The following is a 25,416-nucleotide window of genomic DNA, read 5'->3' as shown; positions in this document are numbered from 1 at the left end:
ATGCTGCCGCTCTCCTACGCCCAACAACGCCTCTGGTTCCTCAACCGACTCGAAGGACCAAACCCCACCTACAACATCCCCCTCGCCCTCCACCTCAACGGCCCCCTCAACACCCACGCACTCCACACCGCACTCACCGACGTCATCACACGACACGAAACACTCCGCACACTGTTTCCGGAGAGGAAGGGTGTCCCCGAACAGCTGGTGCTGGAACCCGATCACGTACATGTCCATACCGAAGTGGACGACGTCACCGAGTCCGAGCTCCAGGAGCACATCGATCGCACCACAGCACAGCCGATCGACATCGAACGCGATATTCCGATACGTGTGCGCTTGTTGCGGTTGGGTGCTGAGGAGTATGTGCTGGTGCTGGTGGTGCACCACATCGCCGCCGACGGATGGTCCCTCGCACCCCTCGCCCAGGACCTCGGCCACGCCTACCGGGCACGCACCCAGGGCAACACCCCCCAATGGACACCACTCCCCGTCCAGTACGCCGACTACACCCTCTGGCAACGACACACACTTGGCGACGAGAACGACCCCGAAAGCCTCACCAACCAACAACTCACCTTCTGGAAGAACGCACTCCACGCCACACCAGAACTACTCCAACTCCCCCTCGACAAACCACGCCCCGCCACCCTCCAACACCACGGCGACACCCACACCTTCACCCTCAACAAACACCTCCACCAACAACTCACCCACCTCGCCCGAACCACCGAGTGCAGCATGTTCATGGTGCTGCAAGCCGCCCTCTCCCTCGTCCTGTCCAAACACGGCGCCGGCAACGACATCCCCCTCGGCACCGCCGTCGCAGGACGCACCGACGAAAACCTCGACAACCTCATCGGATTCTTCGTCAACACCCTCGTCCTGCGCACCGACCTCACCGGCAACCCCACCTTCCACGAACTCCTCCACCGCGTCCGCACCTTCGACCTCGCCGCCTACACCCACCAAGACCTCCCCTTCGAACGCCTCGTCGAAGCCCTCAACCCACCCCGCACCCAGAACCACCACCCCCTCTTCCAGACCATGCTCGTCCTGCAGAACCACGCAGCCGCAGACATCGAACTCCCCGGAGTCACCACCAGCGCCCACCCCGTCCACACCGGCATCAGCAAGTTCGACCTGAGCTTCGCTTTCACCGAAACCCACGACGAACGCGGCGCCCCCCGGGGAATCGGTGGGACCGTGGACTTCTCCACAGAGCTGTTCGAGGCAGGGACGGTCCACCGTCTCGTGGAACGGCTGATCCTGCTGCTGGACTCCGTGGTCTCCGATCCTCATCGGAACATCTCCGGATACGACGTGCTCCCGGCCGATGAGCGGTCCCTGGTCGACGAATGGGGACGCGGCCCCGCTCTGAGGGGGCCGGCATCGACAGTGCCTGAGCTGTTCCAGGAGTGGGCGGCGCGCACCCCGGACGCTCCCGCCGTTCGCGACGACTCGGGCACCTTGACGTACGGGGAGCTCAACGCGCGCGCCAACGATCTCGCCCAGCATCTGGTCGAGCAGGGCATCGGCCCCGAAGACATCATCGCCATCGCCCTGCCGCGCACCACCGACATGGTGACCGCCATCCTCGCCACACACAAAGCGGGTGCGGCCTACCTCCCCGTCGACCCCGACTACCCGGCGTCCCGCATCGCCTACATGCTCGACGACGCCCACCCCGCCCTGCTCATCACCACCGCCCCCGTCCACCGGCAACTTCCCACGACCGAAATCCCCACCATCGATCTCGGCAGCAGCGTGGTCCACAGAACCTCGGACAGTCCCGGCACCAACACCTCACCGCGCCCCGATGACCCCGCATACGTGATCTACACCTCTGGCTCCACCGGCCGCCCCAAGGGGGTGATCGTCAGCCACCGGGGGGTCGGAGCGATGGTGCGGACACAGGCAGAGCGGCTCCGCGTGGTCCCGGGAAGCAGAGTTCTGCAGATGGCGTCCATCAGTTTCGACGCCGCGTTCTGGGACATCTGCATGGGACTGCTGACCGGCGCCTGCCTCGAGATGGCGGACCGGACGAAGCTGATTCCGGGCCCGCCTCTCGCCCAGCTCCTCGTCGAGCGGGGCGTCACCCATCTCACCCTGCCCCCGGCCGCTCTGGCCGTGATGCCGGCGAACGATGGTGTGCCGTGCGATGTCACGCTGGTCCTTGCCGGTGAGGCCTGCACACCTGCGCTGGTCCGCCAATGGGCCACGAACCGCCGTATGTTCAATGCCTACGGGCCTACGGAGGCCACGGTCTGCGCCTCCATCAGCACCGTGCAGGAGGCGGATGGTCCACAGTCACCCTCGCATACCGTGCCCATCGGGACTCCTGTGGACAGCACCCGGCTCCTCGTACTGGATGAGGGGCTGCGGCCGGTGCCCCAGGGCGTACCCGGCGAGCTCTACATATCCGGCGACAGCCTGGCCCGTGGATACCTCGGCCGGCCCGCCCTCACCGCCACCCGCTTCATCGCCAACCCCCACACCCCGAACGGCACCCGCATGTACCGCACCGGCGACCTGGTGCGCTGGAACACCCACGGCCAACTCGAATACCTCAACCGCACCGACAACCAGATCAAACTCCGCGGCTACCGCATCGAACTCGGCGAAATCGAAAACACCCTCACCACCCTCCCCCACATCACCGCCGCCTGCGCCACCATCAGAGAAGACCAACCCGGCAACAGACAGCTCGTCGCCTACACAGTCACCACGCCGGGGGCGAATCCGGACGAGGAAGGTGCCGACCTGCGGAAGGTACTGGCTTCGACGCTGCCGGAATACATGGTGCCCTCCGAGTTCGTCACGCTCGACGCGCTGCCCCTCACTCCGAACGGAAAGGTGGACCGGCAGGCGCTGCCCACCCCCACCTCCACCCGGACTGCTGGGCGCGCACCGCGCACCGAACGCGAGGAGGCACTGTGTGGAGCCTTCGCCGATGTCCTCGGCCTGTCAGACATCCATATCGATGAGGACTTCTTCGCGCTCGGCGGTCATTCCCTCCTCGCGGTGCAGCTGGCCCAGCGCATCGAGGAAAGGCTCGGTGTGCGGCTCTCGATGCGGGCGATCTTCTCCGCTCCCACTGTTGACGGCATACGCCAGCTGCTCGACACACCGGATCGGTCGACCGGCGTACCTGACCCCCGCCTCCAGGACGACGTGCGCCTCGGACCGGACATCGTGCGGCAGATGAGCAGCGGTTCCACGCACGCCACGGGCGAACAGCGGCCTCTGCTGACCGGCGCGTCCGGATTCCTGGGGGCTTTTCTCCTGCGTGACCTGCTGGAGTCGACAGACGCCCAGGTCGACTGCCTGGTGCGCTCGGCCGACGTGGCCGAGGGCGCGCACCGCCTGCGCTCCAACCTGGAGCGGTACGGCCTGTGGCAACACAGCTATGCCGAGCGGGTCCGGCCGCTCCCAGGCAGTCTGTCGTCTCCCGGGCTCGGACTGTCCGAGGGCGTGTACCGGTCACTGTGCCGCCGGGTGGGCGCTGTGTACCACAACGGCGCCCAGGTCAACTTCGCCTCCCCCTACGCGGATCTGCGCGACGCGAATGTCAGGGGCACCGAGGAACTGCTGCGCATCGTCGCCGCGTCCCAGTCCAGTGGTATGCACTACATCTCGACGACGGGCGTGTACGGCCCGCAGGCGGGAGGGAGCCGGCCGATCACTGAGGCCACTCCCACGGGGCCGGTGCAGGACCTGCCCGACGGCTACTCGCAGAGTAAGCGGGTTGCCGAGCAGATCGTCGACATCGCGCGGCGCCGCGGACTGCCCGTAACCGTCTACCGCCCCGCCCGGATCTCGGGTGACTCACAGACCGGCGCCTGCCAGGATCGCGACCTCCTGTGGCAGTTCATCAAGGGGTGCCTGCAGGCCCGGGCGGTCCCCGAGGATCTGGACGAGTCGACCGGCTGGGTACCGGTGGACTATGTGAGCGCAGCTGTGGTGGCGATCGCCGGAGCGGAGCACGGCTCCCCTGCCGGGGACCACGGTGCTTTCCATCTCACCAACGACCGGGCGCCACGGCTCACCGAGGTGTTCCGGGCAGCGGACACACTCGGATTCGCCGTGGAGCCCATGCCGCACGAGGAGTGGCGCAAACGAATCGAGAACGATCAGGACAATGCCGCACAGCTCTTCCTCGGTTCCGCCGAACGGGAGACAACGAGGGACCGGAACGCGGCAGAGGCGCGCAGGGCGCCGCGTACGTTCGACTCCTCGGCCACCGCGGCAGTGGCTGCCGCGGCCGGTGTAAGTCTGCCTGAGCTGTCCGATGCGACACTGCTCGCCTATCTGAACTACTTCATCGGTACCGGATTCCTTCCGTCCCCCGGGGACGACGGCCTCCGGCACTGATCCGGGAACGGTTCCCGAGCGGACGGCCGCTCCCGGCGTCCGCTCGGGTACCGCTCCCACCGGGAGCCGGGGTGCCCGTTCCCGTTTCGTCACCGCCATGACGTCTCAGCGCCGGTAGCGGTGGCAGCGACCCCCTCGGCCGGCGAACCGCTCCCGGATGACATATTCGAGCCACACCTCTATTGCCTGGCTGGATCCGGTGCAATGCTGAGACAGCGGTGATCCCTTGCTGACAGGCGGAGGTCTCCAGCCCTGGCACTGTTGGCGGGTGCTCGGGCGCCGTTGCCGCCGTCCCTCCCGGCCTCCCTTCGGGAGGGCCGACGTCTGTGCCCTCGATCGTTCAGCCGAACGGGGGCCGTGGGCCGCACCCGATCCCCCTCCGCATGCTCGGACACGGCGGGTCGGCACACCTCATTGGACGGAAAACCCCCGAATGGCGGCTTCCCGGTGGCCGGAGGACATTGGAAGAGGTGACGCGAAAGGCGCCGGGTCAGGATCCGCTGACGCCCCCGCCATCGCTCACATACGACGTCTTCTCACCGTGGAGGATTTCCGATGGACAGCACCGACACATCCGCTCTGGGCAAGAGCAGCACTCGCGGCACGACGACCATCGCCGATTCCGTGGTCGCGACCATTGCGGGCATCGCGGTACGCGAGACCGATGGCGTCTATGCCGTCGGCGGCGGGGCCTCACGGGCTCTGGGGTCGGTCCGGGACAGGGTTTCGCGGTCGTCGTCCCCCGGTCGGGGCGTCAAGGTCGAGGTCGGCGAGACGCAGGCCGCGATCGACGTGGAAATCGTGGTGGAATACGGCGAGCCGATCGCCGACGCGGCGAAGGACATCCGCGCCCATGTGACCGACGCGGTGGAGACGATGACCGGTTTGGAGGTCGTCGAGATCAACATCAGCGTCCTCGACGTCCACGTGGCCGGTTCGGATGACGAGGAAGAGGACGACGAGGGCGGCGGCCGAAGCAGCAGGGTCCGGTGACACTGCTTCGCTTCCGGAGTCCTCGGGACGCTCCCGGGCTGTGAGCTCTCGCGTTCGGATATTCCGGGGAACGTGATGAAACCCGGCGCCTGCGACGACGGTGTCAGGTCCCGGTCCCTCCCGCCCAGGTCACGAGCCGATCGGCAGTCCATGTGTTGATGATCCGGTCTGCTGTCACACCGCATTCCTCCGCGCGGGCGCAGCCGTAGATCAGCCAGTCGAGCTGGCCGGGGGCGTGCGCATCACTGTCGATCGAGAAGAGTGTCCCCGCGTCCACCGCCTGCCGGAGCAGACGCCGCGGCGGGTCGAAGCGGTCGGGGCGGCAGTTGATCTCCACCGCGGTCCTGTGATCCGCACAAGCGGCGAAGATCTCGGCTGCGTCGAACTGCGATTCCGGGCGCAGCCGCCCGGTGATCTGCCGGCCGGTGCAGTGCCCGAGGACGTCGACGAGCGGATTGCGCACTGCTGTCAGCAGCCGCTTGGTCATCGCTGCCGCGTCCATCCGCAACTTGGAGTGCACGGAGGCCACCACCACGTCGAGCTCCGCCAACAGCTGCGGCTGCTGGTCGAGTTCACCGTCGGCCAGGATGTCGCATTCGATGCCGGTCAACAGCCGGAACGGCGCTAGCCTTTCATTCAGCGCGGCCACCAGGACGAGCTGCTCACGCAGCCGTTCGGGGCTCAGACCGTTGGCGATCGTGAGTCGTGGGGAGTGGTCGGTCAGCACGCACCACTGGTGCCCGAGGTCCTGTGCCGCCCTGGCCATCGCCTCCACCGGGCTGCCCCCGTCCGACCAGTCCGAGTGCATGTGGCAGTCGCCGCGCAGGGCGCCGCGCAGCGACTGTCCGCTGTCACCTTCGACGAGCGGGCCGCCCGCCTCCTCCTCCAGCCGCGTCAGGTAGGCGGGCACCGACCCGCGCAGTGTCTCTTCGGCAACCTTGCTGGTCTTGGGGCCCAGACCTTTGAGCCGGGAAAGGCTGCCACTGTCGGCGCGTTGGCGAAGCTCGTCGTCCGACAGGCCGGCGACCACACTTGCGGCGGTGCGGAAGGCGCGTACGCGGTAGGTCGCCGCCCCCTGCCGCTCCAGCAAGAAGGCGATCCGCTCCATCGCCTCGACCGGTTCCATGCATCGCTCCTCCCGATCCTGCGGCAGTTCGCTCACACGTTGCCGCACTCGCGGGCCGGCTGCCACCGCGGTCCGCCCACTCGTCCGGTGGTCGCCCGGGACATCCGAACCCGGCGGCGCAGGCTCACTTTTCAGCGCAGGAGTGAGTGCCGGAGCTGCATAGATAGCGGTGCGTAACCGCTCGGAATGCGGGTTCGCCCGAGCGCTGGTTCTCTGGAGCAGTCCGCTCAACCACAGACACAGGAGTGATCATGAGCGTTGCAGGCGAATCCGGTGGCCGTGCCCAGCAGATGCGCGCCAAGGCGGAAGAGATGAAGCAGGCTGCGGAGCGTGCGACAGACCCGCAAGAGCGTCAGCGGCTGACCGAGAAGGCCCGCAAGCTGCAGGAGCAGAGCGAGCAGCAGAAGAGCCACATGCGTAACGAGGACATGGACACACTCATGTAACCGTTCGCTGCCTCATCGGCCCGTGGTTTCCTTTCCGTTCAACGGACAAGGAGGCCACGGGTCTCTGCATGTCAAGCGGCATCAGGGCCGACAGACCGGTTTTCTCACCGCCGTTCCCGGGGATCCGGTGCACATCTCCTGCCGAACGGGTGTCCTCGCCCGAGAGGTCGGCCCGGTACAACTCGGCGCCTCGTGTGGTGGCGCAGCCCTCGCTGAACATCGGATGCCGCACGGGCAGTACCGAACGCAGCTGTGATGCCCGGGCCTTCGTGCCCGGCCGGCGCACGCCGCAGCCCCGGCCCGAGTTCTCCGACGCTTTCACCGCGCCCGGTGTGGCGCGCTCACCCATGGAACGGAGCGGACGTGCCGTTCCCTGCATCGGCCGCGGGAAGAGTCGTTTCCGCGGGAGCGGTCATGCTGCTCACCAAGGCTGCGGCGGCAGGACTCACCTCCCGTCCTCGCGCGGACCCTGTACGCCGGGTACTGCCGACGCGGACGGCGAACCGCCCGGCGCGCACGCCGTCGCCCACGTTCGGCGTCTGGGCATGCCGAACTCAGCGAACAAGGCGAAGATCCAATCATGGACACCGCACAGAAAGTCGCCATCGTCACCGGAGCCTCACGAGGCATCGGTGCAGCCCTGGTCGCGGCCTACCGCGGGCTCGGCTACGCGGTCACCGCGACCGCCCGCTCCATCGGGACGTCCAGCGACCCCGAGGTACTGGCCGTGCCCAGCAACGTGGCCGAGCCCGGAGCCGGAGCGCGGGTGGTCGGCGCGACCATGGACCGGTTCGGCCGGATCGACACGTTGGTCAACAACGCCGGGCTCTTCGTCTCCAAAGCGTTCACCGAGTACACCGACGCGGACTACGAGTCGGTGGTCGGCGTGAACGTGCGCGGCTTCTTCGAAGTCTCGCGCAGCGCGATCGCCGCGATGCTCTCCCGCGATGGCGGTGGGCACGTCGTGAACATCTCCACCAGCCTGGTCGACAACGCCGACGCGCGGGTGACCGGCGCGCTCGCGTCCCTGACCAAGGGCGGACTGAACGCCGTCACCAAGTCGCTGGCGATCGAGTACGCCACCCTCGGCATCCGGGTGAACACCATCGCGCTCGGCGTCATCCGGTCCTCGATGCACCCGACCGACACCGACGGCGCCATGGCCGCGCTCCACCCGGTCCGCCGGATGGGCGAGGTCGACGACGTCGTCCGGGCAGTCCTCTACCTGGAGCAGGCCCCGTTCGTCACCGGCGAGATCTCACACGTCGACGGCGGCCAGAGCGCGGGTCACTGACCATGCTCTCGTTTCCGGGCTCCCCCGGGCCGTCCGGGTGAACCGCGAGGCCACCGGTCCGGCGTCCGCTGTGGCCCGGAGCCGTACGCCGGGCCGGGCCCCGGCCGGGCGTACGGCTCCGGGCCGCGACGAACGTACTACCCGCATCCGACCGACAGGAGAATCCCGATGACCAGTACGCCGGACACCGAAGCGATCCTGCGGGACGTCCTCGACCGGTGGAAGGCGGCCGTCGACGCGCACGAACCCGATCAGGTCGCCGTCCGCTTCACCGACGACGCGATCTTCCAGGGACTGCACCCCTACAGCGTCGGACGGCAGGGCGTCGCCGCGTATTACGCCGCCCAGCCCCTGGGGATGACCGCCCAGTACCGGGTCCTGGAGACACGGCAGCTCGCCGACGACCTCATCCTCGGTTACCAGAGCGTCATGTTCGGCTTCATCGACCGGCCCCCGTTGACCGTCAACCTCAGCCTGCTGCTCAGGCGCCTGGCGGACGGCTGGTACATCGCCCACTACCAAGTGACCCTCCTGCCCTGACCGCCGCGATCCCCATGCCGCCACGACGAAGCATGACGAGCATGGAGCTGCGCCGACTGCGGCATTTTTTCGCCGTCGCCGAAGAACTGAACTTCGGCCGGGCCGCCGAACGCCTGCTTCTCTCGGGCCCTTCCCTGTCACAGCAGATCAACGTGCTCGAAGGCGACTTGGGCGTGCGGCTGTTCGATCACAACCGCCGCTCGGTGTCGCTCACCCCGGCCGGTCCGGCCCTGCTCCCGCACACCGGCGCCCCGCTGGAACACGCCGGCCGGGTCGGAACCGGCGCGGCCTCGGCTATGGAACCAGCCAGCTGCCCGGCAGGAGCAACGGCGAAGGCCTGCGGGCCACGAAGTCCGCCGGGGCACTCACGCAAAGATCTTCAGCAGCCGCTCCCCCAGCACTGCGGCCGACTGAGGATTCTGCCCGGTGATGAGGTTGCGGTCCTCCACCATGTACGGTTTCCAGATCTCGCCGCGGCTGAAGTCGACGCCGATCTTTTCCTTCAGTTCCGTCTCCAGCAGCCACGTCGCCCTTGAGGCCAGGCCGACGCCCTCCTCCTCCTCATTGGTGAAACCCGTGACCCGGTAGCCCTTGAAGGGCGACTCGCCGTGAATCCTTGTGGCCAGCATCGCGGAGGGGGCATGGCACACGATCGCCAGGGGCTTGCCCGAGGCGAGCTGCGCCGTCAGCAGCCGGCCCGCGTCGGCGTCCAACGCCAGGTCCGCCATCGGCCCGTGGCCACCGGGCAGATACACCGCGTCATAGTCCTCAAGACGGACGTCCGACAACTGGAGCGGCCGCCGCATCACCTCCGCGGAACGGATGATGGCCTCCAGATCGAGCGCACCCTGTTCACCACCTGCCATTGATGGGCGGAGACTCATCATGTCGACATTCGGGGTCACGCCACCGGGGGTCGCTACCACCACCTCGTGGCCGGCATCGGTGATCGCCTTGTACGGGGCCGCGAACTCCTCGGCCCAGTAACCGGTCGCGTACCTCGTGCCGTCCTTGAGCACCCAGTATGTCGCCCCGGTCACCACGAAGAGTACTTTCGCCATCACAACATCGCCTCCTTGCCCCCACCAGGAAAAATTCAGCACATTTCAGCCTAGCCACATGCTCGGACAGGTGCATGCGGACGAAGGCCAGGGCCCCTGGCCGACGGTCCATTCGGTCCTGCATCCGTGCATCCAACTCCACGCATCAGAAGGGTCGTTGAAGACCGTCACCGATCGCCGGGGGACGACACCTGATTCCGCTTCCGCTGGTCCTGGAACACCTGGCGCGCGAGGATCGCTGCCCGCCGATTCAGCGCCGGAACGATGGCTCGGTTCCGGCCTTCCGGCCCGCCCGCCTGCCCAGCGGCGTGGCGCAGTGAGCGCCAGGACACCACAGCCCAGGCGTCGGCGAGCAGCGCGTACAGGATGACGGCAGGCCAGACGAACAACTCCGAGCCGGTGCGGGCAGCGAGGGCGCAGGTGCCGGTTACGCAGGCGCCGCCAGGAAGTTGAAGGACCATGAGGTGGGGCGAAGGGCAACCCCGCTCGGAACTCCCTCACGGTCAGCGCCGCCGCCGCGGCCCGACGGCCGATGCGTACGACGGTTCCGCCGTCACGGCGTACCGAAGCCCCGGCCGGGGTCGTTGGGGTGGGGTTCGAGCGGGGTCACGTCGAGGGTCATCCAGGAGTGCAGCGGCAGCGTGCCGAGCACCTTCTCGTGGAGTTCCTCCTCGTCCTCGGCCCGCCAGACGCCGAGGCTGCGCAGCTCTCCGACCGGGCGCCACAACCGCGCCAGGTTGCCGGTCGCGGCCAGTTCCTTCGCGCGGACCGCTTCGGCGGCCCGCCGCCGGTCGACCTCGTCCTGGCTGGTTCCCTCAGGAACAGTGGTGGTGATCTCGACGAGGAACTCTCGCATGATCTCGCTCCGTTCGGTGGGGGCGGCGACGACCCGAGGACCGACGATGGCGGCCCGTCTCCACCGAGGAGCGCCGCGATCAGGCCGGACGCCGGCGGGCCGGTACAGTCGATCGACACCAGGCCCCAGTGCTCCAAGTGTCCGTCCGGCACAGGATCCACGCCACTACCGGTTCCTCTTCTCTGGGAGGATCGGCCTCTTACCGACGCAGGCAGCTGCGGCCACCGAGCCCCGTCGAGCAGCGGTTCCGGGTACACCCGTGGGCAGCGGTGCCCGGCCGGCCGGGTCGCGCGGCGCCATCAGATCTTCCATTCGCGGAGCTGTTCAGCAGCCCTGTACAGACTCGCGTCACCGGACCGGATCTTGCGGACCAGCTCGGGAAGCGCTCCGTAGGGCGGGTCGATCCCTTCGCCTGACTGCCCCATGTACTGGGCGGCCACAATGGCCGCGAAGAGGCTGTTGCGATAGGGCAGGGGTTCCAGGCGCACGATCGTGTGGAGCAGTGCGGCGGCCCGCCAGGCGCTGTCGGGATCCGCAGCGGCGAGTGTCGGCAGTTTCGTCCTGTGCCGGGCGACGGCGGCGACCATCGCGGAGTAGTCAGCGACGGACACGTCCTCCGGGACAGCCTGCTCCTGTACGTCGAGCAGCCAGGCGACGTCCACGTACAGGGCCATCAGGCGGCGCTGGATCCGTAGGCTGTCCTCTGCGCAGGCGGAACTTCCCCGGGAAAGGCCTCGTCGAACTCGCCGCGAAGCCTGTCGCCCCATTCCAGGGCGCCGGCCACAAACGTCCTGCGCTGGTGTTCGCGCACGCCGAGGTCGTGCAGATACACCTTGAGACTCTTGCCGTCCGCTGCCGCGGCGGCCCGGACCTGCTCGAGTTCTTCGTCGGTGAATGTCACATTCAGGGAGGGCATACAGGCATGGTACCTACTAGGTACCATGCCTGGAAAGAGCCGCTCGCGAAGAACCGCCCGGTGGATCGGACAGTCGGCCCGAACACCGCGAAGACCGCGCACCCGATCGTCGTCCGTCCGACGTCCCTCACCGCAGGACGGCGGGTGACCACCTTCCGGCAGGCTCGTGGACCCTGCCCGCGATGATGCCTTCGTGGCCACGCTTCTGCGCCGCGCCGGCCTGCGGCCGGGGCCCGGTGATGCATCCTGAGCGGAGCGGGTGTCGGCGAAGTATCCGTGGGTGAGGTGACCGTCAGCTGTGCGGCCGTGGGCGAAGTGACCGGGCAACCACGTGCGGGGCTGCTCTCGCGTGACCAGGCGTCAGGCCTGGCAGTCCGGGATTCACCGCTCACCCGGAGCCTCGGCCCTCCCGGCCCGCCACAAGTGAACGAATGCACAAACCCGTGCCGCGAGGGAATACGGCGGCGGGACCCGGGACATACGGACGGCAGGCACTCGAGAAGGGCTCCCCGCATGCTCACCCCCGACCCCCAGGTACTGCGGACACTCCTGTCCCGCCACGCCACGCTGTGCATCGCACTGCTGGAAAGGGAAACAGCGCACGCTCAGCACGCCCTCGAAGACGTCAGCTACACCCTGTGCGTGCTCACCGGCACCCGGACGGTCACCGACGCCATCCTCACCGCCGATGGCATCCTCGACCGGTCACACCGCTCATCCACCGCCTCCGCGGTCACCTCTTGCCCGCCCGGTCAGCCACTCGCCGCCTGAACGGGGCACGGAGGCTGCCACCGCGAAGCCGCACGAGCGGCAGGTTCATCCCGACCGGAGGGCCGGCGACTCACGCGTCGGCGGCCTCCTCTCGTTCCAGGGCACGCACCAGGGCCTCGAACCCCGCTTCGACCCCCGCCGTCTCCCCGCTCGTGAGCCAGTCCACGAGGAAGCCCCGCAGGACGGCAAGGATCATCTCAGCGACCTGCAGCCTGCGTTCATCGGTCCAGTTCTCCGGACAGAGGGACAGGAGTGCGGGCAGATACTGCTTCGACGCGTCCCGCCCGAACTCGCCGTAGCGTTCAGGGTCGTACATCGCCAGCCCGATGGCCTGGTCGAGAGTGCGCAGCCCCGATGTCGCGTCCAGGAGGGCCGACCACATCGCGCGCACCCGGGACGCCAGCGTCCGGCAGCCCGGATGCTGAGCGGCGGCAAGCGCGTTCCCGATACGCCTCTCCCTCAACCGGGGGATGGCCTGCTTGAGCAGGTCGTCGGCTCCGTCGAAGTAGTAGAGAAGCACCTTGTGCGTGGTGCCGGCGGACCGTGCGGCCCGCCGGAGCGAGAAATCCACGAGTCCGTTGACCGCGAGGTCGTCGATGACCCGCTCGAGCAGGTCCCGGCGCCTGGCCTCGCCCCGCCTCGATCCCGTCGATCGCCGGTAACCCGCCCGCCCTTGCGGGGCGCGGTCACCGGCGTTCCCATCGGCAGTGTCCATGGCCGGATGTCCTCACACAGTTGATGCACGACCCCACTGATGATGCCAGCACCGCCGCCTTCCCGATCAAGCCTGCCGTCCGGGTGACCAGCACAGGAGCCGTCCCGGCGCCGGCCGAGGGCGCAGGGCTCGCTCCGCTGGGGCCGGATCACGCGCGCAGAGCGGATCTGCCCGGCGGCATCCGTCACTGGCAGAAAAGTGAACCGCGTGGTTCACTTAAATCAGGATCCAGTCCACATGGAGGTCGTAGTGCGGGTGTCCGTGGAGCGGGAGAAGGTCCGATTCATCAGCGGCGGCACCGAATGTGCGGCCTGGCACTATCCGGGAACCAACGGCGCCTGTGTGGTCATGGCCGCCGGGTTCGCGATACCCAAGGAGCCCGGTACCGACCTGTTCGCGGAACGGTTCAGCCATGCCGGTTTCTCCGTACTCGCCTTCGACTTCCGCCGCCTCGGTGAGAGCGGTGGCAGGTCACGTCAGGTCGTTCGGCTGCGCGAGCAGCTGGCCGACTGGCAGGCCGCCATCGCCTTCGCCGCGGACCTGCCGGAAGTCGACCCTCCGCACATCGCGGTGTGGAGCTTTTCCCTCATCGGCGGCCAGGTCCTGGAAGTCGCGGCGCTGGATCATGGAGTAGCGGCGGCGATCGCACAGACACCGATCACGAACGGGCGCGTCTCGACCCGCCAGGCGATGGGACATTCGACCCCTTACGCGCTGCTGCGGCTCGCCGGACGGGGTGTCCTGGACGGAGCGGGCAGTCTGGTCGGGCGCCGGCCCCTGCTGGTACCGACGGCCGGCAAGCCGGGTGCCGTCGCTCTGCTCACGACGCCGGACGCGATGACCGGCCCCCGCGCACTCGATCCCGAGAACAGATATCCCGACTGGCAGCAGACGGTCGCCGCCCGCTCAGCGCTCCGCGCCGGTTCCTACAGCCCCGGCCGCCATGCCGCGAGCGTCACCTGCCCGCTGTTGGTCGTCGTCTGCGACCAGGATCAGACGGCTCTTCCCGGACCCGCGGTCCGAGCCGCGCAGCGAGCGCCCCGCGCGGAGGTGGTCCGCCTGCCCGGTGGGCACTACGCACCGTTCACGGACGCACACGAGCAGGCCGTCGACTGCCAACTCGCCTTCCTCCGTCGGAATCTGCTGGAACATGCCCCGGCAGATCCGGCAGCGGCACCATTCACTGCGCACCGGGGACAGGGGTCATGACGGAGATCGAACTGTCCGCCGGGACAATCGAATACGAGGACACCGGCGGCAACGGCCCCACCATTGTGCTCCTGCACGGTCTCCTGATGGACTCATCACTGTGGGACGGGACGCTCGCGAGCCTGGCCGTCGACCACCGGTGCGTGACACCGACGCTCCCGTTCGGCGCGCATCGTCATGCGATGAGGGACGACGCCGATCTCTCGCTGCCCGGGATCGCGCGCCTGGTTGCGGAGCTTCTCGAACGTCTCGATCTGCATGACGTCACGCTCGTGGGCAACGACACCGGCGGGGCCGTCGTCCAACTGCTCATGCCGGACGCAGGCGTTCGCGTGGGAAGGGTCGTGCTCGCCTCGTGCGAAGCGTTCGACAATCTTCCACCCGGTCTGACCGGCAGGACGCTCGCCCTGACCGGCAAGCTCTCTCCCCGGTCGTTCGGACTGTTCATGCAGCACATGCGGCTCCGGGCGTTCCGGCGGCTTCCGTTGGCGTTCGGATGGCTGACGCTCCGGGGTGACGCCGCAACCGCCCGGTGGGTGAAACCGGTCATGACGCAGCCCGGAATCCGCAGAGACGCCGTGCGTCTGCTGCGCGCGGTGTTCGGCGACCGCGGTCTCCTGCAGAAGGCCGCGGAGAGCCTGCCGGGCTTCGACCGTCCGGCCCTCGTGGTCTGGGCAAGCCGGGACCGGGTGATGCCCCTCGAACACGGCCGCCGGCTCGCGGAACTGCTCCCGCGGGGACGGCTGGTCGAGGTGGACGACAGTTACACGCTCATCCCGCTGGACCGGCCGGAAGAGTTCGCAACGATCATCGGGGAGTTCATCCACACCCCCGTCGGCGCCTGACGTGCTCTGCGACCCCGGAGGTGACGGGGCCGGTTCGGCAGGCCCGGAGAGTTCCGATCAGGGAGGCGGCTTCGTGGCGGGGCCGCCCCGGTCACTCGGGAAATGCCCTCAGTCTCCGCCACGGAGGCATCGGTACGCTCAATGGTCCGCTCCAACTCCGCCGAGTCATTGGGGACTTGTTATCTGAGCAGACCGGCTGCGACACGCGGGCCGATCACCCGCACCGGAGGCGGTGCGCGTCACAGGTCGGGCGCCCCGGTCACTCGTGCTGGTGATCCGGCGGCGTGCCGCTTGTCCCCCGACTCGGCGCTGGTGAAGGGTGGGTGCATGCGACGTCGGGCCGGTATTCTCATCCTTCTCGTACTCTTGGTCACGACCGGCTGCACTTCCGTGTCGCCGGCGGCGAACCCGCCGCCACCCGCGCGTGCGCCGATGGCGGACCCATCGCCCTCAGTCACCCGCTCCTGGCATCCGGCGCAGCCCCGGAGCCACGACGAACTCGCCACGAGCGAACCGGACGGCGGGGCGAAGAAGCCCAAGGCGAAGCCCGAACCGGTCCGCAGAGCTGCCGAACAGCGCCCAGAGGCACGCCACCGCTACACACCGGCGCCACCGCGCCGAGCCATGGCCGTACCGCAGCCATCGCTCCCCCGACCGCGAACGCACCCGGCGATGCGCCGGCCACAGCCCGCACCGGGCTTCGACATGGGCAGCCTGTGCCATCAGTCCGACGGTGTCACCGACCCCTCCATCACCGATGCCTGCACGAGCAACTTCGGTCACTGAGCCGTCTCCCGGACGACCCGGTGGCAAGGCCCAGCCGATCCACCGGAACGGGTCCGCGCATCCCCGGTCAACGGCCGAAGCATCGCTTGTGGATCACCGGGTAGGCGAGCGGTACACCACGCAGGAGTGATCACGGAGCGCGAGGGCTGACATATGGACCACAGCATTCTGGAAGAAGACCTTTACCGCTTCGAGGATCTGCTGGACGACGGGGAACGCGCAATCCTCCACCGCGTCCGCACGTTCCTGCAGAAGGAAGTAGCCCCGCAAGCCAACGAATGGTGGGGCAAAGCGCAGTTCCCTGAGCACATGATCGCCCGCTACGCCGAACTCGGCATCGCCGGACTCTCCTACGAGGACTGCACCACCACCCCTGCCAGCAACCTCCTCAACGGCTTCATCGCGATGGAGATGGCGCGCGTCGACCCGTCGATGGCAACGTTCTACGGGGTGCATGCGGGACTGGCCATGGGCAGCATCGCCCGCTGCGGCTCCCCGGAGCAGCGGCAGCGCTGGCTGCCCGCCATGGGCCGCATGGAGCGGATCGGGGCCTTCGCCCTCACCGAGCCGCAAGGTGGCTCCGATGTCGCCGCCGGTCTGCACACCACGGCCCGTCGCGACGGTGACACCTGGATCCTCAACGGCGCAAAGCGATGGATCGGCAACGCCACATTCGCCGATCTCATCGTTGTCTGGGCCAGGGAGGAGGACAGCAATCATGTTCTCGGCTTCGTTGTCGACGGAGCTTCGCCGGGTTTCTCCGCCACTCGTATCGAGAACAAGATCGCGTTGCGGACCGTCGAGAACGCCGACATCACCCTCACCGACTGCCGAGTGCCCGAAACCGACCGGCTCCAGCGGGCCAACGGATTCCGCGACACCGCGGACGTCCTGCGTCACACCCGGAGCGGCGTCGCCTGGGAAGCCGTTGGAGTGATGCTCGCGGCCTACCGCATCGCGCTGGACTACACCCGTGAGCGCGAGCAGTTCGGAGGGCCCATTGCCCGCTTCCAACTGGTCCAGGACCTTCTCGTGCGCATGCTGGGCAATGCCATGGCCTCCCTGGGCATGGTGGTCCGGCTGGCGCAGCTCGAGGACGCGGGCTCCTTCCACGACGAGCATTCGGCGCTGGCCAAGGCGTACTGCACCACCCGGATGCGTGAGACCGTCGGATGGGGGCGGGAGCTGCTTGCGGGCAACGGAATCGTTCTGGACTACAGCATCGGCCGGTTCGTGGCCGACGCCGAGGCCCTGTACTCCTACGAGGGGACACGGGAGATCAACACACTCATCACCGGCCGGGCAGTGACCGGTCACGCGGCTTTCGTCTGAGCCCCTCCCCCGCCACGTCGCGTCGCACGGCCGGCATGAACGGGGCAGCCCTCATCCGCCGGCGGCCGCTCCATGGTGGGTGCGTGCCGGACCGAGCAAAGACCCCTCTGGTATCCGCGGCCGGTCGGTGACGATGCCGGCTTCGCACCTGGAGCCGGCATACGTGAAGCTTTCGTACGTGAAGCTGAAGGCGCCGCCCCGCCTGCTGTGACCCGCCGGCCGGCCGCGCGGCCGGCTTCGGCGACGAGGCGGCCGTGCGCAGCGAGGTCCCGCACTCGCCGGTCGGGGCGGACGTCACACTCGCGAGCCTGGCGATTACCGCGTGAGCCCGAACGGTGTTCCGGAACGCTCCGCGTCCGCTGCCGTGTGCTGCGTCGGCGCGCCAACACCGGATCCTGGCCTTCCGGAGCTTTCATTGACGTCACCGTACTCTTCAGACTCTTCCGTTGAGCGGTCAATTCCTGGCGCCATTCGGCCCCTTGACGGTAAAGACGGCCAGGCATAGCGTCCGTCCGAAGCTGAACCGGGCGACTTGTAATGACCACCTAGATAAGGAAGTTGGCATGCAGATGGCCAGAATCACGGCGCAACGTCGCAGATGGCGGATCACCACATCGATCGCCGGCTCCCTCGTCGTATCGGCGCTGCTCGTCGCACAGACCGGCCAGGCCGCCGCCATCCCCCAAGCGAGAACGCCGGGCGCCGACACGCAGTGCCCCTGGATCGGGGCGAAGGCGTCCGCCGATTCCCGCGCAGGCCAGGTCGTGTCGAAGATGACGCTCGACGAGAAGATCGCGACGGTGCACGGCGCGGCCAGTGGTTCCTACACCGGCGAAGTGCCCGGAAACGCCCGTCTGTGCATCCCTGCTCTGAAGATGCAGGACGGTCCGACGGGCGTGCGGATGAACGACACCACCCAGCTGCCGGCGGCGACCGGTGTCGCGGCCTCCTTCGACCCTTCGGTGGCCAAGTCCTACGGACAGGTGATCGGTGAGGAGGACAGGACAAAGGGCGTGGACGTCGACCTGGGCCCCACCGTCAACATCGTCCGCGACCCGCGCTGGGGACGTGCCTTCGAGTCCTACAGCGAAGACCCCTATCTGACCGGGCAGATCGGCTCGGCCGACATCAACGGCATCCAGTCCCGGGGCGTCATGGCGCAGGTCAAGCACTGGGCCGTCTACAACCAGGAAACCAAGAGAAACACTTCTTCTGACAACGTTGTCGTCGATGACCGCACGGTTCGGGAGATCTACACCGACGCATTCGGCACCATCGTCGACCAGTCCCACCCCTCGTCCGCCATGTGCTCCTACAGCTGGGTCAACGGTACGGACGCCTGTGAGAACGCCTACCTCAACGACATCCTCAAAAAGGACTTCGGGTTCGACGGCTTCATCACTTCGGACTGGGGCGGTACGCACAGCACCGTGGCCGCGGCCAATGCGGGCATGGACATGCAGATGCCGAACGGATCGCACTTCGGGGCCGCGCTCAAGACGGCCGTGCAGAAGGGGCAGGTTCCGCAGAGCCGGGTGGACGACATGGTGACCCGCATCCTGCGCGAGGAGTTCCGCTTCGGCCTGTTCGACCACCCGTCCGCGGACACCCACGAAGCCATGGCGTCGACACCGGACCATGTCGCCTTCGCCAAGAAGGCCGCGGAGGACGGCACCGTCCTGCTGAAGAACGAGGGGAACGTCCTTCCGCTCGACACACACACGGTGCATTCCATCGCGGTCATCGGCGACGGTGCGGGGGTCGACACCATGAGTGCCGGAGGCGGTAGCGCTGCCGTGGCAGGCACCGGCACCGTCACGCCCTACCAGGGCATCAAGACGCGTGCCGGATCCCGGGCGACTGTCGCGTACGCCCAGGGCAACCAGGAAACCGGAGGCTCCCTGCCGGCAGTCGAGAGCGCGTATCTCACCCCGCCGTCCGGCAACGGACACGGGCTCCAGGGCGACTACTACGCGGGCGCCGCCCCGGACGGCAAGCCTCTCGCCACGCAGACCGATCCGCAGGTCGCATTCAACTGGAACGGAAAGGTCCCGGCCCCCGGCGTTCCCTCGACGAATTTCGCCGCCAAATGGACCGGATCGCTCACCCCACCGACGACCGGCACCTACACCTTCGGGCTGACCAGCGACGACGGCAGCCGGCTGTTCATCGGCGGCAAGCAGGTGATCGACAACTGGCGCGACCAGGGCGGCACCAGCACGGAGACCGCGAAGGTGGAACTGACCGCGGGTACTCCGGTACAGGTCGAGATCGACTACTACCAGAGCGGCGGTGGCGACAAGGTCAACTTCGGCTGGACCCGGCCGGGCGCCGGCACCGACCCGATCGGCCAGGCGGTTCGGCTCGCTGCCGATTCCGATGTCGCCGTCGTCTACGCCAACGACTTCGAGTCCGAGGGCAGTGACCTCTCCGGCATCGACCTGCCCGGCGACCAGAACGCCCTCATCGAGGCGGTCGCAGCGGCCAACGCCAACACCGTGGTCGTACTGAACACCGGCTCCGCCGTCACCATGCCATGGCTGAACAAGGTGAAGGGTGTGCTCGAGGCCTGGTATCCGGGTCAGGAATCGGGCAACGCCATCGCGGCGCTGCTGTTCGGAGACGTCAATCCCTCCGGCAAGCTCCCCGTCACCTTTCCCAAGTCGCTCGCCCAGGTCCCGGCTTCGACGACGGAACAGTGGCCCGGCGTGAACGGTCAGGTGCAGTACTCCGAAGGCCTGAACGTCGGCTACCGCTGGTACGACAAGAAGGCCCTCGCTCCGCTGTACCCGTTCGGATACGGGTTGTCCTACACCTCGTACCGCTTCTCCAAGCTGCGTGTGGAGGGCTCGAGGCTCAACGAGGACGGATCCCTCCGGGTCAGCGCCGATGTCACCAACACCGGCCGGCGCGCGGGCTCCGAGGTCGCACAGCTCTACCTGGGCGCCCCCGCGTCAACGGGCGAACCGGCCAGGCAGTTGAAGGGCTTCCGGAAGGTGCATCTGAAGCCGGGGCAGACCCGTACGGTGACGTTCGAGCTCACCGCCAAGGACGCTTCGTACTGGAACGAGACCGCTCACGCGTGGACACTGGGAACCGGCACCTACGGCGTTCGCATCGGCGACTCCTCACGGAACCTGCCGCTGAGCGGCGCGTTCCGGGTCGACCGGACGACGGGACCGCGCTACACCGCGGTGACCGCCCCGGCCACAACGGAACGCAGTGCGACCCTGTCCGTGCGTACCACCTTCACCAACCGCTCCACCCAGCCCGTGCATCAGGCGGCGACCACCCTCACCACCCCCAGCGGCTGGTCGAAGACCGCGAGCACACCATCGGCGTTCAAGACCGTACCCGCGGGCGGATCGGTCTCCACGAAGTGGACTGTGGAGGTACCCGCCGACGCGAAGGGCGGCAAGGTGTCACTGACCGGCACCACCACCTACAAGGGATCGGGGACCCTGCCACCGGCCACGGGGAAGGCGGCCGTCCGGGTTGCGTTCGCCGGACTGCCGGATGCCTTCGGCACCGTCGGCGTCAGTGACGACGCGGATCCGACCGCGGGAAACCTGGACGGCAAGGGATACAGCTTCTCCGCCCAGGCTCTGGCCGAAGCCGGAATCACACCGGGCGCCGCCGTCGGCGGGGGCCCGGCAGCATTCACCTGGCCCGACGTTCCCGCGGCCCGGCCCGACGCGGTAACCGCCGCCGGCCAGCTGATCGCCATGAAGGGTTCCGGATCGTCCCTGTCCTTCCTCGGGGCCGGGACCAATGGCACCCAGAGCGGACCGGTCGTCGTGACGTACACCGATGGCAGTTCGTCCACGGCCACCTTGACGTTCGCCGACTGGTACAGCAACGCGGCCGCGCCCGGGGGTTCACTGGTGGCCACGACTGACCACTGGAACCGGCCCGCCGGCAGTACCGACCCGGCGGACCACAAGGTGAGTCTGTACTCGGCTGCCATCCCCCTGACCCAGGGGAAGCAGGTCGCTTACGTCAGCCTGCCGGACAACGCCGAACTGCACCTCTTCGCCGGCACGATCAGCTGATCTCCTCGGCTCCACAAGGGCTCTGCCGTTCCCCGGGGACGGCAGGGCCCTCGCCGTTCCCCGGGGAAATACGGCCCGGTCGCGATCCGGATGCCGGTCGAGCCTGCGGGTGGCAATCGGACGGACACCGGACAGGCGCCCCTTTCGGGTGTTCCTCCCCGGGTGGCGGTCAGCCGGATGGCCCGCTCCGGTGGTCCGGATCCGGCTGCTCGCGTCAAGTGAGGAGAGGCAGCCCCTCCGACGGGCTGCGCTCCCGCTCGCCAGGTGAGGTTCCGGAGGAGTCAGCAATGAAGACGAGATGCGCGCGGACTGCTGCTGCGGTGGGTCTCGCGGTGACCGCGGCGGCGGCCGGGGGCTGCTCGCAGGCGACATCCGGGACCCATGCGCAAGCACCTGTCGCCTCATCGGCTGCCTCCGCGGAACCCCTGGCGGCAGCAAGCTCCGCCACGATGCCATCGAAGATCATGACAGTCGGCGCCGACGGCCTTGGGAAGATCATCGTTGATGGCAAGGGCAGGACCCTCTACCTCTTCAGCGGTGACAGGTCCGCCAAGCCGACCTGCACCGGCACCTGCGCAAAGGCCTGGCCACCGGCGAAGGTCGAGGCCAGACCGACCGCAGGCAAAGGGGCCAAGAGCTCACTGCTGGGGACCACCACGCGCAGCGACGGCAGCAAGCAGGCCACCTATCACCATCACCCCCTCTACTACTTCAGCAAGGACAAGAAGGCGGGTGACACCGGAGGGCAGGCCGTGAAGGCCTTCCACGGCCAGTGGTTCGTCCTCGACCCGGCCGGAAACAAGATCACGAAGGAGGTCCCGAGCAACAGCCGGGCGCGGATCGTGATCAAGAATTTCAAGTACGCACCCTCATCGCTCACCGTGAAGCCCGGCACCACGGTGACCGTGGTCAATCAGGACTCCGTCACCCACACCGTGACGGCCAAGGACAAGTCGTTCGACACGGGCAACGTCGCGGCCGGCAAGACCGTCAGCTTCAAGGCGCCGTCCAAGGCAGGGTCTCATCCGTACAACTGCACCATCCACCCGTACATGAAGGGCACACTCACCGTCGGTTGAGCCGGTGCGGTCAGGGAGAACTCATGCGGCCAGCACGTTCTGTACTCTCACCCGGGCCCGTCGGCGGCCTGCCGGGAGCCATCGCCCGGATCCTGGCCGCCGCGGGGCTGGGTGTCGACGCCTGGGTGCACGCCCGACTCGCGGATCAGTACGACGCCGTCGCGGCGAGCATCAGCCAGGGCACGCTGTTCCGCATCGAAGCCGCCTTCGCCTGTCTCGCGGCACTCCTGGTCCTGATCTGGCGGCGCCTGCCCGCTGATGCCTTCGCCTGGCTCGTCGCCGCCGGAGGACTCGCACTTCTTCTGGTCTACCGCTACGTCGATGTGGGAAAGCTGGGGCCGGTGCCCAACATGTACGAGCCCGTCTGGTTCAACGACAAAACGATCACCGTCGTCGCCCAGGGAGTCACCATCATCATGGCCACCTATCTGATGGCCACCTCGCGCAGGCGCGGTCGGCCGCAGCTTCGGTGAGTAAGCGGTGCGCCAGGCAGTGAGGCGCCGCGCAGAGCATTCGGACCCGCGCGCCGCTTGATTCCGGCACGGAGATGCGTTCTCAGGCAGAGAAGATGCGCGCGACGAAGAACGCGGCGAAAAGAAGCGCACCGCACAGAATGAGGGCTGCCCAGAAGCGGGGGTGCTCCCACATACCGCCGTCCGGACGCTCTTCGTGCGCTTCCGCTATGCACCCCTCCGCGGGAGGTGTCTCTCCGGGTGGTGTCCTGACCTTGTCCATCTCTTCATGATGAGACCCGGCGCGAAGGTCCGCACGTTGTCCCCCGGAGGCGCCGTTCCCGGCTGTCGCCGCGACCGTACCGGCGGCGGGGTCCACGTCCGTCGGTTCACCATCGGAACACCCCTCGGCGCAGCCGCCGACGAGCGCTTCCCGGGCAGAAAAGTGACGATGGAGCGTGTCAGAGCCGGCGAACGACACCCGCTGGAGCTCCGGTGCACGGCGCCCAGGACGGGAGACAGGACATGCCATGGCCTACCAGGCGCCGGAAGACTCACGGGACACCGCTACCGACTATCTGCCGATCGCCGAACACGGGCTGATAGGCGATCTCCGTACTGCGGCGCTGATCGGCACGGACGGCAGAATCGACTGGTTCTGCGCTCCGCGGTTCGACTCCCCCAGCGTTTTCGGCTCGCTCCTCGACTCCCGTCGTGGCGGGCACTGGCGGATCAGTCCGGACTGCCGGGCCGCGGCCCGGCAGCAGTTCTACTTCCCCGACACCAACATCCTGATCACCCGGATGCTCACCGAGGACGGGATCGTGGAGATCCAGGACTTCATGCCGCTGGTCGAGGAACACCATGAGCAGCACCAGCAGTGTCTGGTGCGGCGGGTCGTAGGAATCCGCGGCCGTATGCGCATCGATGTCGAGATCGCTCCGCGTCTCGACTACGGCCGCGACGCCCACCGGACCACCGTCTCCGGGCGAGGGGTGCGCTTCGACGGCGCGACACTGAGCGTCACCGTCGACAGCTCGGTCGAACTGCGCGTCGACGGTGACGACGCCCGCGGCCGTTTCACCGTGGACGAAGGACAGACGGAACTCTTCCTGCTGCGTACCGAAGAACCGGGCAGCGCCGCAGCCGACGACCGGGAACCGGTGGACACGGAGAGTGTGGAGGCGCTGTTCCGGTCCACCATCACGTTCTGGCGCGCCTGGCTGAAGCAGTCCACGTACACCGGGCGGTGGCGGGAGATGGTGCACCGTTCCGCCCTGACGCTCAAGCTGCTCACCCACGAGCCCACCGGCGCCATCGTGGCCGCCCCCACACTGGGGCTGCCGGAGCAGCTGGGAGGCGAACGCAACTGGGACTACCGGTACGTGTGGATCCGCGATGCCGCGTTCTCCTTGTACGCGCTGCTGCGGCTGGGCTTCACAGGGGAGGCGAAGGCCTTCATCCAATGGCTGGCCGCGTGTCTGCACAACGCGGCGGACGGGAGCCACGGACCGCTCCACGTCTTGTACTCCATCGACGGAGATGCGTATCTGCCCGAGCAGACCCTCGACCACTTCGAGGGCTATCGCGGCTCACGCCCGGTCCGGGTGGGGAACGATGCGGCGAACCAGTTGCAGATGGACATCTACGGCGAACTCATCGACTCCATCTATCTGTTCAACAAGTACAGCGTCGGGATCTCGCACGACAGCTGGATGGACCTGTGCACCATCGTGGACTGGCTGCTGGAGCACTGGGACACCGCCGACGAGAGCATCTGGGAGACCCGGGCCGGCAAGCAGCACCACACCTACTCACGGCTGATGTGCTGGGTCGCGGTCGAGCGCATGATCAGAATGGCCCGGCAGCGAGGGCTTCCGGGGGATCTGGTGCGGTGGGAGTCCGTCCGCAACGAGATCTACCGGCAGATCATCGAACGCGGCTGGAACGACGAGGCCAAGACCTTCGTCCAGCAGCTCGGTAACGGCAGGAGCCCGCGGGCCGTCGTGGACGCCTCGCTGCTGCTCATGCCGATGGTCAAGTTCTGCTCCCCCGATGATCCGCGCTTCCGCTCCACCATGGACGCCATCGCCGGTCAGCTGGTGATGGACAGTCTGGTCTACCGTTACGACCCCAAGATGGCGCCCGACGGCCTCACCGGGGAGGAGGGCACGTTCTCCATCTGTTCCTTCTGGTGGGTCGAAGCCCTGACGCGAACCGGCCAGATCGAACGGGCGAGGCTCGCTCTGGAGAAGACGTTCACCTACGCCAACCACCTCGGCCTGTACGCCGAACAGATCGGCATGACCGGCGAGCATCTCGGAAACTTCCCCCAGGCGTTCACTCATCTCGCGCTCATCAGCGCCGCAACCAACCTGGACCACGCGATGGGCTGACGACTCCGACCGGGAGGCAGGTTCCCGGAGCCCCTTCGTGCCGACGGATCCCCAATCGCGGTGCGCTCCAGAGGGGCCGTGTCACATTCCGGAGGGTCGTGTCGTCGTACTGCGGAGAGAACACACCATCCGGTGAGCCGGGACGCTCGGCCGGGGTCTGCTGTACCGCCGGC

The 25,416-nt window shown here is 67.9% G+C and carries 22 protein-coding genes and 1 pseudogene; 15 read left to right on the top strand and 8 right to left on the bottom strand.

All coding sequences use genetic code 11. From position 1 onward, the window contains the following. Window positions 1-4,374, top strand: coding sequence for a non-ribosomal peptide synthetase (locus tag OHS16_RS29595; RefSeq protein WP_443042806.1), 4,374 nt, complete (start codon window positions 1-3; stop codon window positions 4,372-4,374). A gap of 555 nt (window positions 4,375-4,929) precedes the next feature. Further along, a complete protein-coding gene (locus OHS16_RS29590) occupies window positions 4,930-5,367 on the top strand; it encodes an Asp23/Gls24 family envelope stress response protein (protein ID WP_328540314.1) in 438 nt (145 codons plus the stop codon). Window positions 5,368-5,470: 103 nt separating this feature from the next. Here OHS16_RS29590 and OHS16_RS29585 read toward each other — a convergent pair whose 3' ends face one another. Continuing rightward, entirely contained in the window at window positions 5,471-6,493 is a 1,023-nt protein-coding gene (locus OHS16_RS29585) for a PHP domain-containing protein (protein WP_328540313.1), read from the bottom strand. Between the two features lie 251 nt (window positions 6,494-6,744). Between OHS16_RS29585 and OHS16_RS29580 the strand changes: the two genes are divergently transcribed. From OHS16_RS29580 to OHS16_RS29565, 4 genes and pseudogenes are all read left to right on the top strand, one after another. Next, window positions 6,745-6,939: a DUF6381 family protein gene (locus tag OHS16_RS29580; RefSeq protein ID WP_328540312.1), complete on the top strand. Its 195-nt coding sequence runs from the start codon at window positions 6,745-6,747 to the stop codon at window positions 6,937-6,939. A 580-nt stretch (window positions 6,940-7,519) separates the two neighbouring features. Then, window positions 7,520-8,233 (top strand): SDR family NAD(P)-dependent oxidoreductase, encoded by a 714-nt coding sequence (locus OHS16_RS29575; RefSeq protein WP_328540311.1) that lies wholly within the window; start codon window positions 7,520-7,522, stop codon window positions 8,231-8,233. Between the two features lie 168 nt (window positions 8,234-8,401). After that, window positions 8,402-8,773 carry a YybH family protein gene (locus OHS16_RS29570; protein ID WP_328540310.1) on the top strand — a complete coding sequence of 124 codons (372 nt, stop codon included), beginning with the start codon at window positions 8,402-8,404 and terminating at the stop codon, window positions 8,771-8,773. Between the two features lie 32 nt (window positions 8,774-8,805). Continuing rightward, a pseudogene (locus OHS16_RS29565) lies at window positions 8,806-9,039 on the top strand (LysR family transcriptional regulator); the annotation flags it as partial. Window positions 9,040-9,138: 99 nt separating this feature from the next. Here the strand turns inward: OHS16_RS29565 and OHS16_RS29560 are convergent. The 5 genes from OHS16_RS29560 to OHS16_RS29540 form a co-directional block, all read right to left on the bottom strand. After that, window positions 9,139-9,834 (bottom strand): type 1 glutamine amidotransferase domain-containing protein, encoded by a 696-nt coding sequence (locus tag OHS16_RS29560; protein WP_328540309.1) that lies wholly within the window; start codon window positions 9,832-9,834, stop codon window positions 9,139-9,141. 167 nt (window positions 9,835-10,001) lie between these two features. Beyond that, entirely contained in the window at window positions 10,002-10,295 is a 294-nt protein-coding gene (locus OHS16_RS29555) for a hypothetical protein (RefSeq protein WP_328540308.1), read from the bottom strand. A gap of 92 nt (window positions 10,296-10,387) precedes the next feature. Next, window positions 10,388-10,690 carry a muconolactone Delta-isomerase family protein gene (locus OHS16_RS29550; RefSeq protein ID WP_328540307.1) on the bottom strand — a complete coding sequence of 101 codons (303 nt, stop codon included), beginning with the start codon at window positions 10,688-10,690 and terminating at the stop codon, window positions 10,388-10,390. Window positions 10,691-10,989: 299 nt separating this feature from the next. After that, window positions 10,990-11,364 carry a toxin Doc gene (locus OHS16_RS29545; protein WP_328540306.1) on the bottom strand — a complete coding sequence of 125 codons (375 nt, stop codon included), beginning with the start codon at window positions 11,362-11,364 and terminating at the stop codon, window positions 10,990-10,992. Continuing rightward, window positions 11,364-11,606 carry a hypothetical protein gene (locus OHS16_RS29540; protein ID WP_328540305.1) on the bottom strand — a complete coding sequence of 81 codons (243 nt, stop codon included), beginning with the start codon at window positions 11,604-11,606 and terminating at the stop codon, window positions 11,364-11,366. The genes OHS16_RS29545 and OHS16_RS29540 overlap by 1 nt, the downstream gene beginning before the upstream one ends. A 513-nt stretch (window positions 11,607-12,119) precedes the next feature. On the opposite strand from OHS16_RS29540, the gene OHS16_RS29535 reads away from it, so the two are divergent. Next, window positions 12,120-12,377: a DUF5133 domain-containing protein gene (locus tag OHS16_RS29535; protein ID WP_328540304.1), complete on the top strand. Its 258-nt coding sequence runs from the start codon at window positions 12,120-12,122 to the stop codon at window positions 12,375-12,377. Between the two features lie 70 nt (window positions 12,378-12,447). Here OHS16_RS29535 and OHS16_RS29530 read toward each other — a convergent pair whose 3' ends face one another. Then, complete coding sequence (locus OHS16_RS29530; RefSeq protein ID WP_328540303.1) at window positions 12,448-13,092, bottom strand: TetR/AcrR family transcriptional regulator; 645 nt, start codon at window positions 13,090-13,092, stop codon at window positions 12,448-12,450. 237 nt (window positions 13,093-13,329) lie between these two features. Between OHS16_RS29530 and OHS16_RS29525 the strand changes: the two genes are divergently transcribed. The 7 genes from OHS16_RS29525 (at window position 13,330) to OHS16_RS29495 (ending at window position 22,868) form a co-directional block, all read left to right on the top strand. After that, a complete protein-coding gene (locus tag OHS16_RS29525) occupies window positions 13,330-14,301 on the top strand; it encodes an alpha/beta hydrolase (protein WP_328540302.1) in 972 nt (323 codons plus the stop codon). Further along, window positions 14,298-15,146 carry an alpha/beta fold hydrolase gene (locus OHS16_RS29520; RefSeq protein ID WP_328540301.1) on the top strand — a complete coding sequence of 283 codons (849 nt, stop codon included), beginning with the start codon at window positions 14,298-14,300 and terminating at the stop codon, window positions 15,144-15,146. The genes OHS16_RS29525 and OHS16_RS29520 overlap by 4 nt, the downstream gene beginning before the upstream one ends. Window positions 15,147-15,578: 432 nt before the next feature. After that, on the top strand, window positions 15,579-15,932 hold the full coding sequence (locus OHS16_RS29515) for a hypothetical protein (protein ID WP_328540300.1): 354 nt from the start codon (window positions 15,579-15,581) through the stop codon (window positions 15,930-15,932). 153 nt (window positions 15,933-16,085) lie between these two features. Beyond that, the gene (locus tag OHS16_RS29510; RefSeq protein WP_328540299.1) at window positions 16,086-17,264 is read left to right on the top strand and encodes an acyl-CoA dehydrogenase family protein; all 1,179 of its coding nucleotides are present in this window, start codon (window positions 16,086-16,088) and stop codon (window positions 17,262-17,264) included. A 563-nt stretch (window positions 17,265-17,827) separates the two neighbouring features. Further along, complete coding sequence (locus OHS16_RS29505; protein WP_328540298.1) at window positions 17,828-21,316, top strand: glycoside hydrolase family 3 C-terminal domain-containing protein; 3,489 nt, start codon at window positions 17,828-17,830, stop codon at window positions 21,314-21,316. Window positions 21,317-21,603: 287 nt separating this feature from the next. Further along, window positions 21,604-22,395, top strand: coding sequence for a cupredoxin domain-containing protein (locus tag OHS16_RS29500; protein ID WP_328540297.1), 792 nt, complete (start codon window positions 21,604-21,606; stop codon window positions 22,393-22,395). Window positions 22,396-22,418: 23 nt separating this feature from the next. Continuing rightward, window positions 22,419-22,868, top strand: a complete 450-nt coding sequence (locus OHS16_RS29495; protein WP_328540296.1) for a hypothetical protein — start codon at window positions 22,419-22,421, stop codon at window positions 22,866-22,868. 82 nt (window positions 22,869-22,950) lie between these two features. On the opposite strand, the gene OHS16_RS29490 is transcribed toward OHS16_RS29495, so the two are convergent. Continuing rightward, complete coding sequence (locus OHS16_RS29490) at window positions 22,951-23,130, bottom strand: DUF6480 family protein (protein WP_328540295.1); 180 nt, start codon at window positions 23,128-23,130, stop codon at window positions 22,951-22,953. A 247-nt stretch (window positions 23,131-23,377) separates the two neighbouring features. Here OHS16_RS29490 and OHS16_RS29485 point away from each other — a divergent pair, with 247 nt between their 5' ends. Continuing rightward, window positions 23,378-25,243, top strand: a complete 1,866-nt coding sequence (locus OHS16_RS29485; RefSeq protein WP_328540294.1) for a glycoside hydrolase family 15 protein — start codon at window positions 23,378-23,380, stop codon at window positions 25,241-25,243. Window positions 25,244-25,416 lie beyond the last annotated feature (173 nt).

Source organism: Streptomyces sp. NBC_00344 (genome assembly GCF_036088315.1).
GTDB lineage: Bacteria > Actinomycetota > Actinomycetes > Streptomycetales > Streptomycetaceae > Streptomyces.
This window is presented reverse-complemented; position numbering and strand designations above follow the sequence as displayed.

Excerpts from the sequence above, each read along its gene's own strand:
- OHS16_RS29595 (WP_443042806.1), top strand. The coding sequence starts at position 1 with ATGCTGCCGCTCTCCTACGCCCAACAACGCCTCTGGTTCCTCAACCGA.
- OHS16_RS29590 (WP_328540314.1), top strand. The coding sequence starts at position 4,930 with ATGGACAGCACCGACACATCCGCTCTGGGCAAGAGCAGCACTCGCGGC.
- OHS16_RS29585 (WP_328540313.1), bottom strand. The coding sequence starts at position 6,493 with ATGGAACCGGTCGAGGCGATGGAGCGGATCGCCTTCTTGCTGGAGCGG.
- OHS16_RS29580 (WP_328540312.1), top strand. The coding sequence starts at position 6,745 with ATGAGCGTTGCAGGCGAATCCGGTGGCCGTGCCCAGCAGATGCGCGCC.
- OHS16_RS29575 (WP_328540311.1), top strand. The coding sequence starts at position 7,520 with ATGGACACCGCACAGAAAGTCGCCATCGTCACCGGAGCCTCACGAGGC.
- OHS16_RS29570 (WP_328540310.1), top strand. The coding sequence starts at position 8,402 with ATGACCAGTACGCCGGACACCGAAGCGATCCTGCGGGACGTCCTCGAC.
- OHS16_RS29560 (WP_328540309.1), bottom strand. The coding sequence starts at position 9,834 with ATGGCGAAAGTACTCTTCGTGGTGACCGGGGCGACATACTGGGTGCTC.
- OHS16_RS29555 (WP_328540308.1), bottom strand. The coding sequence starts at position 10,295 with ATGGTCCTTCAACTTCCTGGCGGCGCCTGCGTAACCGGCACCTGCGCC.
- OHS16_RS29550 (WP_328540307.1), bottom strand. The coding sequence starts at position 10,690 with ATGCGAGAGTTCCTCGTCGAGATCACCACCACTGTTCCTGAGGGAACC.
- OHS16_RS29545 (WP_328540306.1), bottom strand. The coding sequence starts at position 11,364 with ATGGCCCTGTACGTGGACGTCGCCTGGCTGCTCGACGTACAGGAGCAG.
- OHS16_RS29540 (WP_328540305.1), bottom strand. The coding sequence starts at position 11,606 with ATGCCCTCCCTGAATGTGACATTCACCGACGAAGAACTCGAGCAGGTC.
- OHS16_RS29535 (WP_328540304.1), top strand. The coding sequence starts at position 12,120 with ATGCTCACCCCCGACCCCCAGGTACTGCGGACACTCCTGTCCCGCCAC.
- OHS16_RS29530 (WP_328540303.1), bottom strand. The coding sequence starts at position 13,092 with ATGGACACTGCCGATGGGAACGCCGGTGACCGCGCCCCGCAAGGGCGG.
- OHS16_RS29525 (WP_328540302.1), top strand. The coding sequence starts at position 13,330 with ATGGAGGTCGTAGTGCGGGTGTCCGTGGAGCGGGAGAAGGTCCGATTC.
- OHS16_RS29520 (WP_328540301.1), top strand. The coding sequence starts at position 14,298 with ATGACGGAGATCGAACTGTCCGCCGGGACAATCGAATACGAGGACACC.
- OHS16_RS29515 (WP_328540300.1), top strand. The coding sequence starts at position 15,579 with ATGGCGGACCCATCGCCCTCAGTCACCCGCTCCTGGCATCCGGCGCAG.
- OHS16_RS29510 (WP_328540299.1), top strand. The coding sequence starts at position 16,086 with ATGGACCACAGCATTCTGGAAGAAGACCTTTACCGCTTCGAGGATCTG.
- OHS16_RS29505 (WP_328540298.1), top strand. The coding sequence starts at position 17,828 with ATGCAGATGGCCAGAATCACGGCGCAACGTCGCAGATGGCGGATCACC.
- OHS16_RS29500 (WP_328540297.1), top strand. The coding sequence starts at position 21,604 with ATGAAGACGAGATGCGCGCGGACTGCTGCTGCGGTGGGTCTCGCGGTG.
- OHS16_RS29495 (WP_328540296.1), top strand. The coding sequence starts at position 22,419 with ATGCGGCCAGCACGTTCTGTACTCTCACCCGGGCCCGTCGGCGGCCTG.
- OHS16_RS29490 (WP_328540295.1), bottom strand. The coding sequence starts at position 23,130 with ATGGACAAGGTCAGGACACCACCCGGAGAGACACCTCCCGCGGAGGGG.
- OHS16_RS29485 (WP_328540294.1), top strand. The coding sequence starts at position 23,378 with ATGGCCTACCAGGCGCCGGAAGACTCACGGGACACCGCTACCGACTAT.